Here is an 11,769-nt window from a genome sequence, read left to right as displayed (position 1 = left end):
CGGCGTCGCGCTTGCCGACGCCGGCTGGCCCCGAGAGGGCCACCATCGTCGGCGAGTCGCCGGCTTTCGGGACCGCGTTCGCCACCGCCGTTCGCACGTCGTCGTCCAGGGGGAGGTCGGCGACAGCCGTCGCGGGCGCGAACGCCTCGGTGCACTCGGCGACGGCCGGGTCGACGTCGTCGCTCCCGAGGAGATAGGCGACGACGCGCTGGTCGGCGGTCACCGACGCGGCAAGCAGCGGGGCTTCCGGTTCGGGCGGGCGGAGCCTGAGCAGTCCGTTCGCGACGAGCGGCGACGACGCCGAGAGCCGGGAGCGCTCGTCGAGCGGGCCGCGGTCGGCCGAGCCCAGCACGCGCGCCACGAGGCCGACCGTCGGCCGCTTCCGGGTGAGGTCGTCCTGGAGATAGGCGAACACCTTCTCGTAGTCCAGGTCGAGTTCCGGGGCGACCGCCAGCAAGAGCGCGTCGACGTGGCGGGATGCGAGGTCGAAGCGGTCCGCGAGCGTCCGGAGGCGCAGGTCGGTCCCCGCGTCCTCCGTCGCGGCGACGCGGTCGTCGATGGCCTCGCGGAGTTCGGCGGCTCGGCCGGCGCGCTCCTCCGACGCGTGACGGTCGCCCGGGCGGTCCCCCGTCCGGTCGCCCGCGAGGATCCGCTCGACTTCGGCGTCGGAGACGTACAGCCCGGGGACCTCGCCTTCGCCGGAAGCGTCGGCGCGCCAGGTGTCGAGATAGCGGTACAGGAGCGCGTCGACGCGCGCGAGTTCGTCGGCGAGGTGAGCGCCGTCGTCGGAGTAGGGATCCATCGGGTCACCCTCCCGCGGACGGCGGTCGTCTCGACGGGCCGATGCGGCGGCGTCCGGCCGGCATCGCTACAGCCCCTCGATCCTGCTGACGCCGGTGTGTGTCAACTCGATCTCCTCGACGGCGACGCTCCCGCTCTCGGCGCTCAGGTCCGGTCCGCTCCAGGTCACGGGGTGGGCGTCGCTGAACGACCAGCCCCAGGCCGGTTCGCCGGCCCTGTTCAGCACGAACAGCAGGACCGTCTTGCGCTCGACGGGGCGGGCCGCAGAGCGCTGAACCCACTCCCAGAGCGTCGCGGCGTCGGTCAGCCCGCGACGCAGCGTCACGTTCGACGCGCTCTCGCCGGACCACAGCTGGTGGGTGTGACCGTTGACGCCCCCCTCGTCGTACTCCTGGGTCTCGACCGACCGTTCGAGTCCGGTGACCTCGCTGAACCCGCCCGCGACGACCGAGTCGATCTCGACCAGGAAGCGGTAGTCGAGGTACGGGTTCTCGCGGGTGCGGGCGCTCACGCGGTGTCACCCCCGGCGGTCGCCTGGGGCGCAGTGTTCGACTGCGACGCGATGGTCGACTGCGACGCAGTGGTCGGTGGCCCCGCGTTCGCGCTCATCGCTCGCCCTCCTCGTTGATCCGCTCGTTGATCGCGCTGATCTCGGCGCACCAGCGTTCGCGCTCGCGGTGGGGGAGCGACATGACGGTGTCGTGGTCCCAGTTGAAGTGGTAGGCGACGAACGCCGCCTCCTCGAACAGGCGGTCGGGCGGCGCTCGCGTCATCGGTCCCCGGGCGGTGACTCCACCTCCGGCGTCGGGCCCGCGTTTCCCTGACCGACCTCCGGGCCGCCGTCGGTCGCGACGCCGACCTCGAAGCCCTCGCCGCACTCGGGACAGGTGGCGTCGACCGTGTCGCTGCCGCGCTCGTTGATCCGCTCGTACATGTCCTGGAGGTGCGCCAAATCGGCGACGAAGAGGTTCTCGACGACGTGGGGCGTCACCTCGTCGAGCGTCCCGAGGTCCGTGATCACCCGCGAGAGCAGGATGACGGTCATGTACGAGGGGTTCGACTGGACGCGGGGGTCCTTCGTCGGCTTGATCTCGTCGGCGGCCGTCGCGAGTCGCATCGCGCCCTCGCGGTGGAGTTCGCCGTCGTCGTCGGCGTACCCGTTGGGGAGCGTGAACTCGAACTCCGTCTGGAGGACGCCGGTCATGCGGTCCGCTCCATCCCCTCGTGGACGATCTCGATGGACTCGACGGCGACGTCGCCACCGCTCGCGTCGAGGTCGGGCGCGTCGTACTGGCGCACCCAGGCCTGCTTGAACTCGTAGCGAGGCCCGGCCTCGCCTTCCTCGTCGAGGACGACGACGGCTATCGAGCGCCGCGCCTCCTCGAGTTTCCCCTGTTCGACGAGCTTGCGCCACTCGTAGAGGGCGATCGAGTCGTCGGTCGTCCCCTTCTCGAGGGTGAGGTTGCCGAAGTCGTTGAGGCTCGTCAGCTTGCGCGAGTGGGGCGGGTCCGATCCCTCACGGTACTCGACGACCTCCGTCGAGTTCTCCGGGAGGTTACACGTCGAGAAGCCGGCGATAGCGATACCGTCGATCTCCAGCAGGAACCGCGTGTTCCGGTAGGGTCCCCATCTGTCGGGCATGGGCGATCAGGCCTCCCCTCCGGCAGTGGTCTGCGATATCCTGAAGACGACGAACTCCGCGGGCTTGACCGGCGCGATGCCGATCTCGCAGATCAGTCGGCCGTTGTCGATGTCGTTCTGGGTCATCGTACTCCGGTCGCACTTCACGTAGAACGCCTCCTCGGCGGTCGAGCCCATCAGCGCGCCGTCGTTCCAGACGCTCGTGAGGAAGTTCCGGATGGTCTGCCTGACGCGCGCCCACAGGCGCTCGTCGTTGGGTTCGAAGACGACCCACTGGGTGCCCTCCTCGATGGACTCCTCGACGAACAGGAACAGCCGGCGGACGTTGACGTACTTCCACGCCGGGTCGCTGGAGGTGGTCCGGGCGCCCCAGACGCGCGTGCCCCGCCCGCGGAACGTCCTGATGCAGTTGACGCCGCGGGGGTTGAGCGTCTCCTGGTCGCCCTTCGAGACCGTCTTCTGGAGCCCGCGGATCCCGCGGACCTGCTCGTTGGCCGGCGCCTTGTGGACGCCGCGTTCCTGGTCGGAGCGGGCGTAGATGCCCGCGACGTGCCCGCAGGGCGGAACGTTCTGGTCGCGGCCCGTCTCCGGGTGGCCGATCGTCAGCCACGGGTAGTAGAACGCGGCGAAGTCGGAGTTCTCGGTCGGCCGCAGGTCGCCGGGCGTCGGCGGCGAGGGCGGCGAGTTCAAGATCGCGAAGCGGTCGCCGCTGTTCAGGCAGTGGGTGACGATGTCCTCCGAGAGTCCGTTGTCGTACTCGTGTTCGTCGGGGACGCCCACCATCGCGATCTCGTCGATCTGTTCGAACGCGGCGAAGCCGGTCCGGTCCTCGGGGTCGGTCGCGACGCCGTCGTAGTCGTTGGCGACGACGTCGTCGTTCGGGAAGTCCGCGTCGAGCCAGACGGTGCCGTTGGCCGGTCGGGGCCCGTCGTCGCGACTCTCGTCGTCGACGACGTCGACCAGGACCGACGACCCGCTCAGCGTCGTCCCGTAGTGGTCACTGGAGGACGCCTCCGGCGTGAGGTTGTCGTACACTTCCTCGACGTCGGGATCAGGTGCCGCGTCGAGCCCCAGATCGGGGTCTGCGAGCACGGCCCGTGCGTCCTCGCGGTCGTCCGGGTCGCTCCAGTACCGCACGGTGACCTGGAACAGGTCGTTCGCGTCCGGATCGTACAGCGAGGCGTCCTCGACAGTTACCGCGACGCCCGCACCCCACGGGCCGGGCCCGATGGCCTGCAACGCTATCAGCGAGTCGACGACGTCGGCGTCGAGCGTGAGCGGGAGGGTTTCCTCCGTCATACCCGTCCCTGGGTCGTACTCGAAGGTGACCGTCGCCGTCGCCTCGCTGGAGTCCGCGTCGGTCGCTTGCGCCACGACCGTCAGCTCGGCCGACCCACCGCCCGGTACGGGGATCGGTTCGTCGGGAAGGTCGTCGTCCTCGACGATCCGGAACGCGTCTGCGCCCCCTCCGCTTAGGTCCACGTCCGTCACGCGAATTTCGACGGCACCGCGGTTGTGGAGCGTGATCGTCCGCGTGTTCCCAGCGACGAACGTCCCGTAGTCGAACGTCGTGCCGGCCGTCGCGAGGTCCCCGTTGGAACCGGCGTCTCCGCCTGCCGCCGCCAGCCCCTCGTCGGTGAAGACGCCGTTGAGGTCGAGGTCAATAGTCGCCGTCTGGCCGCTCTGGTTGTCGACGGTCAGCGACGGTGTCCAGTCGCCGTCGGTCTCCGGGCTCGCCAGGACGAGCACGTCGACCGTCTCGGTCGACTCCACGGTTCGTCCGTCGAAGGTCTCGGCCTGCTGGACCTCGAAGGGGCCGCCGCCGATGCTGATCGCCGGCTCGGCCAGCATCATGTCTGCGTCGCCGAGGTTCTGGAGCGTCACCGTCGCCGCGGCCGTGTCGCCCACGGCGACGTCCCCGAAGTCGAGCGTCCCCGTGGAGTAGCCGAACTCGCCGTCGTTGTCCCCGGTCCCGAGGTTGTGCTCGACCATCTCCCCGGTGAGGGCGACTGTCAGCGTGGTCACCTCGCCGGACGCCGTGATCTGTAACTCGGCGTTCTTGTCGCCCGCCGTCCCGCTCGTGTGGGTGAACGTGACCGCGATCGGTTCCGGCTCGCCGGCTTCGACCGCGAGTCCCTCGTCGGGGACCTCGGTTTCGAGCTCGAAGTCGTCGTCGGGGTCGTTCGCTATCTCGAGGTTCGTGATCGTGACTGTCTCGTCGCCCAGTTCCGCGATCGGTTCGACCTCCACTTCCCGCGTCGGGGTCTGGTCGGCGGCTACGCGGCCGAAATCCAGCGTGTCGTGCGCCACCTGAAGGTGACCTGTGGCCACGCCGAGCGTAGGGAGGTGCCCCTCGGCAGTCTCGGCGCTCGCCGGGGCCACGCGACCGACGTAACAGCGGCCCCCTCCGTTCTGGAAGAACCCCTCGACGGCCTGTGAGAGATAGCGGTCCTCGACGACGCTGCCGTACCATCGCCGGTAGTCCGCGAAACTCGTGACCAGCCGCGGGTCTTCCGGCCCGCGTTCCGTCTCTCCCAGGAAGCCGGGCGTGCTCGTCCCCACGCCCTCGATGGGTTTCGCGCCGCGCTCTACCTCCTCGACGTATACGCCTGGTGCCTTGTACTGGGGCATCTACCGCACCGTTCCCAGCCGATGCGCAAGTCGCATGACTAGGCAAAATGTAGTGTGACCGTCTAATTAAACTTCCGCTGAGAGTGAAAATATAGCTCACTGATCGATCGCACGACGGCGGACTGCCGGCGCAGAGACGCCGCGCTGCCGGGGGGACGGGCGCCGCCGAGTCCTCGGACCGCCGGGGCCGAACAGTCGCTAGTTCGGAGGGTCAGTCGAGGACCACGTCGTGGCGCGTCGTCGCGCCGGCCCGGACGGGGATCTGCGACGTCTTCGGCTGATAGTCGTCGTGATCGACGGTGACCTCGTGCGTGGGCGGCTGGAACTGGTCGTCGTCCCCGCCGTTGCCGTTGCCGTTGCCGTTTCCATTTCCGTTGCCGTTCCCGTTCCCATTGCCGTTTCCGTTGCCCGGTGGGCCGTCGCCGCCGGGAACGTCCAGCCAGCGGTCGCCGTCCCCGCGGACGACCCGGTCGGCGGACACCGGGACCGGGAGGACGTACTCCCCCGAGGCGGTCGTGGGGGCTTCCACAGAGGCGTCGGCGGTCGGGACGCCGGCCAGCGAGACCGTCGCGTCGGCGACGCCGGCACCGTCGGGGAGCGGGTCCTCCGTGACCACCCCGCGAAGCAGCGTCGTCCCCGACGCGAACCGGTAGGCCGGGGTCGGCGTCAACTCGATCGTCACGATCTCGGGATCCGGCGGCTGATTCCCCGACTGGCTCCCGCTCGGGACGGTCGTGCGCTCGTCGAAGAACCGGTCGCCACCGTCGACCACCAGCGTCACCGGATCCTCCTGAACCTCGAAGAACAGGCGGTAGCCGCTCGGGTTCGTGACCGGGTCGACCGGCGCGTCCGCGAGGCTGACGCGGACGTCCTCGCCGGGCCGGCCGCCGGTGACCGGATCGACGAGGTCGACCGCGATCGAGAGCGTGGTCGTCAGCGTCGCGACGTGAGTGGCGTGGTCCCACGCCGAGGATCGGTCGCGCGCCATCTCAGCTGTACTCCTCGAAGCGCTGCTCGACGACGCGCTCGCCGCCGGCCGCTCCCTCCGACTCGATGACGACCGGCGTGACGCGGTAGGCGACCGACGGCCGGTAGGGCTCGTCCTGGAACGTGCTCCAGATGTTGGTCAGCTCGTTCGTCGACCGCGACTCGACGTCGATCTGCAGCTCCCGACCGGCGAACGAGCCCGGCAGGTCCGCCCCGCGCAGGATGTGGTTCTCGTGTATCGCCTGCATCGCCAGCCCCAGCAGTTCGTGCTGGCCGGCCGTCCGGGCCGTGGCCTCGCCGCCGGAGTCGCTCCCCCCGCCCCCGGCCGGATGCGCGGTCACCAGGTAGTGCAGGTCCAGCACGAGCGGGTCGCCGCTCGCCTCGTCTCCCGCCTCGTCGTCACCCTCCTGTCGACGGTCCGCGAGGCCCTGCCGACCGTCGGCGTTCAGGTGATGGGCGCTCCTGGTCACCTCGTAGAGGTACACCGTCACGCGATGGGTCCCCGCGGCCCCGTCCGGGGAGGTGAGAGCTATCTCTCGCGCCCTGATGTCCTTGGACCGGGAGATTTCCTCGTAGAGCCGGTCGACCAGCAGTTCTCCCACCTGTGCGATCGCCCCGTAGCCCGGGTTCGCGCTCACCGGTCGGACCCCCTCGACCGGTATTCGGTCCCGACCCCGTCGCTCCTCGCCGAAACCCGGCGTTTGCCGACGGCTGTGCTCCCGTCCTCGGCCGCCCGGGGTGGTCCCATGATAGTTAACGCACCTATATTATCGGAGCGTTGAACCTGTTGGAATATAATAGTATTGGCGCGACGAGTCGTCGGGCGTTGGGCGCGCCGACGCTCGACCTACGGCCGTGCGGACTTACGTTCTTGGCGTCACTCGTCGTCGACGCTCACGCAGGTGCCGGCCTCGGCGGACCGGTAGATCCCGTCCATGACGCGCTGGACGGTGAGAGCGCGCTCGACCGTGTTCCCTTCGGGCGGTTCGCCCTCGACCACCGCGTCGAGGAAGCGTTCGTCGCTCCCTTTCCACCCGGTGTTGTCGAGCGATCCGTGGGTCACTTCGGACTCCACGACGTGGTCGGTGCCCTGGCGGCCGGCCTCGATCAGCGCCAGTTCCTCGCCGCCGAGGTCGAGGCGCGCGCCGGCGTCGGTCCCACGGACGACGAACTCCTGGGTCTCGGTCTGGTTGGCGGCCCAGGCGACTTCCAGGGAGATCGTCCGGTCGTCCGCACAGCGGATCATTGCCGTCGCCGAGTCCTCGACGTCGAAGACGGCCTCCTCGGTGGCGTCGTACCAGTCGCCGGGGTCGGCGTAGTCCTCCCGGTTCCCGAACTCGGTCCGCGTGACCGCGAACACCTCCTCGACCGGCGGGAAGTCCAGCAGGTAGAGCGCGAAGTCGATGGCGTGGACGCCGATGTCGACGACCGCGCCGCCGCCCGACAGCTCCTCGTTCGTGAACCACGACCCCACGCCGGGGATGCCCCGCGAGCGGACGTAGTTGGCCTGGACGTGTGTGACGTCGCCGAAGCGACCCTCCTCCCGGTAGCCGCTGAACACCTCGGCGGCGGTCGCGATCCGGTTGTGGAAGTTCACCGCGCAGAACCCGTCGGACTCGCGGGCGGCCGCGGCGATGCGCTCGGCGGCCGCCAGGTCGTCGGCGAGGGGCTTCTCGCAGAGCACGTCGTATCCGCGTTCGAGCGCGCCGACGACGGCCTCCTCGTGGAACGCGTTCGGGGTCGAGACGACGACCGCGTCGAGGGCCTCGGTGTCGTACATCTCCGCGGCGTCCTCGTAGGTCGTCGCGTCGTACGCCCGGGCGAACTCGTCGCGGCTGTCGGCGACGACGTCGGTGCCGGCGACCACCTCGTGGCCGAGGTCCACCGCGTTCGTCGCGTGGGTCTGTCCCATGAAGCCGAGTCCGACGACGCCGAGACGCACCGGTCGGGGTTCGTCGCTCATACGGAGCGATCGCCCCGGTCGGGAATCAGTCCTTTGGAGGCGGAACCCGTCGCTCGCTCCGGGTCGGTCGTCCGATTTCGGCGACCGATAATCGGCCCGCAACGCATATTGCGGGCGAGGAGGTAGCTCCCGACAGCGCGGCCGATCCCCGAGAATGAGCAACTCCGAGAAGAAAGTGACCGACGTGCAGGGCCGGTACATGCGGGCCGTCGTCGACGGTCACCAGCGCGACGACGCGACCTGGGAGTCGTGTCGGATCGTCCTGACGACGGAGCGGCTGGTGCTGGTCTCCGAGGGCAAGCTGACCGTCCCGCTCGGCGACGTTGACGAGATCGGCGTCCGCGCCGACGTCAACCAGCGCGCGGCCGGCGTCGCCAGCTACCTCGGCCTCTCCGTCGGCGACGACGTCGTCCTCGTCTCCGCGGCCGAACACGACGAGTTCGAGACCGACTTCTACCACGCCTGTCTCGACGGCGAGATCCTCTACGTCGACCACCCCGCCGTCGAGGGCGGTGTCGTCCAGGGCACTGACTGGACGAAAGCCCGCATCCGCATCACCGACGAGGACGTCCGACTGGCGCTCGCGAACGGCGAGCAGGTCGTCATCGAGCGGAACGACATCGGCGAGGTCGAGCAGGACGAACGCCAGGCGGCCGGCGAACAGCGTCCCGTCGTCGAGGTCGAACACAGCGAGGGCGAGATCAGCGTCGAGACCCACGTCACTGGCGACGAGTACGACCTCTCGGTCCTCCGGCAGGTGCTCGAAGAGGGCGTCGAGCGCAACCGTGCGGACCTGGACCTGGGACCGGTCGAGGAGCAGGTCGTGATGGCGCTGCACTCGGGCGTCTCGCCGTTCGACATCCCGGGGTTCGTCGACGCCGAGGTCGCGGAGATCGAGGCCATCTTCGACCGGCTCATCGAACTCGACGTCATCGAGGTCGTCCGCGAGCGCACCGAGGTCGAGATGACCGCCCGCGGTCGCTCCGTCGCCGGCGATACGATGGGCGAGCAGTGAGTGCGTTCGGGGAATCGAACTGGCTTCTCCGATGTGAGGTCACCGCCGAGCGCCAGCCCGAGTCGTGTCCGACCGAGTCGAGACCCGGTGTCGAGCGGGGCAGGTTGCGAGCGAGGCGAGCGGCCGGGAAGTTCCAGATACCGTCCCTCATCCACTCGGAATGCACTCCGAAACGAAGAGTAAGCAACTGATACCTTAGTTTCGTCCCGTCGTGAGATCCCGCTAGATGGTCTTCCGTTTCGGTGTGGAGAACAGGGACCGTCGTGATCTTCGCAATGCAACGTGACAGTTCTGTACGGACCGGGCCGGTGGGAAGGGTCGCCGAACTACCGTCGTCGTACCGGGACGAGGTGGATGCGTCGTTCGACGACCCGCCGCCGTCCGCCGTCGCGGCGTCGGTGGTCGTCGTGACCTATCACACGTCTCCCGACGATCTCGAAGCGGCACTGGCCGCGCTAGACGAACAGACGGCAGAGAACATGGAGGTCATCGTCGTGGACAACGGAAACGACTGGCCGGTCGCCCGGCTGGCGCGGACGTTCGACCGCGTCTCTTCGTTCGTCAGACTCGAGCGAAACAGGGGCGTCACCGTCGGTCGGAACGTCGGCGCGCACGTCGCCTCGTCGGAGCTCGTGGTCTTTCTGGACGACGACGCCGTCCCCGAGAGCGACTTCGTGGCCGCCCACCGACGCGCCCACGAGGGGCGGGTCGTGGGCGTTCGCGGTCGCGTACTCACGACGAAAGACACCTTCTACAACCGGCGACAGTCCTGGTACGACCTGGGCGGGACCCCGGTGCCGTACCACCTCAACACGGAGGGGAACTCCTCGTACGACCGGGAGACGTTCCTGTCGGCCGGCGGATTCGACGGCGGGCTGGCGGGCAGAGCCGGCCACGAGGGGATCGACCTGACCTACCGCCTCGTGACCGACGGCTACGACCGCGACCAGTTCATCTACCATCCCGACCCGGTCATCTACCACGACATCGACTCCCAGCCCGTCTCCTACCTGAAAAAACGGGCGACGAGGCGGTACTACAAGCGGCGCCTCGCCAGGGAGCGGTCGGGGCTCGAGGCGTTCGTCGACTCGTACGAGACGCCGGACGGAGGCGACTCGATGACCGACCGTGACCGGTTCCTGGCGCACGCGTTCAGCGTCGCGAGCCGCGTCGGCTGCCGGTTCCTCGAGTTGCAGGACGCCCTCGGCGACCCCACGCAACTCGAAACCGAACCGATCGACGAGGTCGGTCCGCGGTGACCAGCGACGGCGGGACCGCCCGGCCGCGGTGACCGGCGACGGTGGGATCGCTCGACCTGTGGTGACCGGCGACGGCGGGACCGCCCGACCGCGGTGTCCGGCCCACCCCACCGCTCCTGCCCGGAGCCACCCCGTTTAATCCGCGTATACTGAAAGCCACCCACCGAGTATCCGCGACAGTGACCTACCGAATCGGCTTCATCGGCACCGGAGACCCCGACGGCGAGGGGTTCGCCATGGCGTATCGGCACGCGTCGGGATACCAGCGACTCGACGACTGCGAGATCGTCGCCTGCGCGGACATCGTCGCGGAGAACGCGAACGTCTTCGCCGCGGCGCACGACGTCCCCGACCAGCACGTCTACGAGTCCTACGAGGCGATGCTCGAATCGGCGAACCCCGACGTCGTGAGCGTGTGCGTTCCCCCCGGCGCCCACGCCGACATCGTCACGGACGTGGCCGAGAGCGGCGTTCCGGCGGCCGTCCACTGCGAGAAACCGATGGCGCTCACCTGGGGCGAAGCGAGACGGATGGCGGCCGTCTGTGCGTCCGAAGGCGTCCAGCTGACGATCAACCACCAGCTCCGCTTCGGGAGGCCCTACCGGGAAGCCAAGCGCCTCCTCGAGGAGGGGACGATCGGCGACCTCGTTCGCGTCGAGTTCCAGGAACAGACCCTCTACGACAACGGGACGCACTCGTTCGACCTCGTGAACTACTTCAACGACCAGCGCCCGGTCGAGTGGGTCCTGGGCCAGGTCGACTACACAGAGGAGAACACCCTGTTCGGTGCGCACAACGAAAACCAGGCCGTCGTCCAGTGGCGGTACGACAACGGCGTCTACGGGCTCGCGTCGACCGGACGCGGGGCGTCGTACACCGACGTGGCGTTCCGTCTGTTCGGCACCGACGGCGTCGTCGAGATCGACGACGACGGCGGACTCTCCTACCGGCAGGACGGTGGTTCGTGGCAGCCCGTCGACACCGGCCCGGACCGGCGATACCAGCCGGAACCGGGCACGCTCCGGCGGGGGACGGAAGTCGTGGCGCGGAAAGTCTCCGAGCGCGTCGCCGACCGCGTCGGCGTCACGACGTACACGGAACGCGCCGTCGAAGACGTCGTCTCGGCCCTCCGGTCGGGCGGGACCTCGCCGCTGGACGCGGAGTTCGCGCTCGACGCGGACGAACTCATCTTCGCGGCCTGGGAGTCCGCCCGCCGGCGGGGTCGCGTCGACCTCCCGCTCGACGTCGACGACAACCCCCTCGAATCCATGGTCGACTCCGGCGCGCTCACGCCCGAGCCCACGACTGCCGCCGACTGACGGGTCAGGAGATGGTCGCCGACTGACGCACCGGGAGACGGCTGCCGGTTGGCGGCTGGAGAACGGACGCCGCTGGCGGTCTCACGTCCGCACGGGTTTTCCGGCAACTTCTCGTCCAGTTTCCGGTTCGCGCCGCCGTCTCCGCGGTTAATC

11 protein-coding genes and 1 pseudogene are annotated in these 11,769 nt (G+C 69.2%); 3 read left to right on the top strand and 9 right to left on the bottom strand.

Going from position 1 to position 11,769, the window contains the following annotated elements; all coding sequences use genetic code 11:
- Positions 1–166 precede the first annotated feature (166 nt).
- From ACMGFE_RS16300 to ACMGFE_RS16260, 9 genes and pseudogenes are all read right to left on the bottom strand, one after another.
- Positions 167–805, bottom strand: a pseudogene (locus ACMGFE_RS16300) (hypothetical protein); the annotation flags it as partial.
- Positions 806–868: 63 nt separating this feature from the next.
- The gene (locus ACMGFE_RS16295; RefSeq protein ID WP_436926286.1) at positions 869–1,312 is read right to left on the bottom strand and encodes a phage tail protein; all 444 of its coding nucleotides are present in this window, start codon (positions 1,310–1,312) and stop codon (positions 869–871) included.
- Between the two features lie 94 nt (positions 1,313–1,406).
- Complete coding sequence (locus ACMGFE_RS16290; protein WP_436926285.1) at positions 1,407–1,574, bottom strand: DUF6760 family protein; 168 nt, start codon at positions 1,572–1,574, stop codon at positions 1,407–1,409.
- On the bottom strand, positions 1,571–2,005 hold the full coding sequence (locus ACMGFE_RS16285) for a hypothetical protein (RefSeq protein WP_436926284.1): 435 nt from the start codon (positions 2,003–2,005) through the stop codon (positions 1,571–1,573). Before ACMGFE_RS16285 ends, ACMGFE_RS16290 begins: the two co-directional genes overlap by 4 nt.
- Entirely contained in the window at positions 2,002–2,442 is a 441-nt protein-coding gene (locus ACMGFE_RS16280; RefSeq protein ID WP_436926283.1) for a phage tail protein, read from the bottom strand. Before ACMGFE_RS16280 ends, ACMGFE_RS16285 begins: the two co-directional genes overlap by 4 nt.
- A 6-nt stretch (positions 2,443–2,448) precedes the next feature.
- Positions 2,449–5,073 (bottom strand): phage tail sheath C-terminal domain-containing protein, encoded by a 2,625-nt coding sequence (locus ACMGFE_RS16275; protein WP_436926282.1) that lies wholly within the window; start codon positions 5,071–5,073, stop codon positions 2,449–2,451.
- A gap of 211 nt (positions 5,074–5,284) precedes the next feature.
- Entirely contained in the window at positions 5,285–6,061 is a 777-nt protein-coding gene (locus tag ACMGFE_RS16270; protein WP_436926281.1) for a hypothetical protein, read from the bottom strand.
- A gap of 1 nt (position 6,062) precedes the next feature.
- Positions 6,063–6,698 (bottom strand): Pvc16 family protein, encoded by a 636-nt coding sequence (locus ACMGFE_RS16265; protein ID WP_436926280.1) that lies wholly within the window; start codon positions 6,696–6,698, stop codon positions 6,063–6,065.
- Between the two features lie 239 nt (positions 6,699–6,937).
- Complete coding sequence (locus ACMGFE_RS16260; RefSeq protein ID WP_436926279.1) at positions 6,938–8,023, bottom strand: Gfo/Idh/MocA family protein; 1,086 nt, start codon at positions 8,021–8,023, stop codon at positions 6,938–6,940.
- 154 nt (positions 8,024–8,177) lie between these two features.
- Here ACMGFE_RS16260 and ACMGFE_RS16255 point away from each other — a divergent pair, with 154 nt between their 5' ends.
- The 3 genes from ACMGFE_RS16255 (at position 8,178) to ACMGFE_RS16245 (ending at position 11,616) form a co-directional block, all read left to right on the top strand.
- On the top strand, positions 8,178–9,038 hold the full coding sequence (locus tag ACMGFE_RS16255; RefSeq protein ID WP_436926278.1) for a CheF family chemotaxis protein: 861 nt from the start codon (positions 8,178–8,180) through the stop codon (positions 9,036–9,038).
- 275 nt (positions 9,039–9,313) lie between these two features.
- Complete coding sequence (locus tag ACMGFE_RS16250; protein WP_436926277.1) at positions 9,314–10,297, top strand: glycosyltransferase family 2 protein; 984 nt, start codon at positions 9,314–9,316, stop codon at positions 10,295–10,297.
- 179 nt (positions 10,298–10,476) lie between these two features.
- Entirely contained in the window at positions 10,477–11,616 is a 1,140-nt protein-coding gene (locus ACMGFE_RS16245) for a Gfo/Idh/MocA family protein (RefSeq protein WP_436926276.1), read from the top strand.
- Positions 11,617–11,769: the final 153 nt, after the last annotated feature.

The sequence above is a fragment of the Halosimplex amylolyticum genome (genome assembly GCF_051414035.1).
Classification (GTDB): Archaea; Halobacteriota; Halobacteria; order Halobacteriales; family Haloarculaceae; genus Halosimplex; species Halosimplex amylolyticum.
This window is presented reverse-complemented; position numbering and strand designations above follow the sequence as displayed.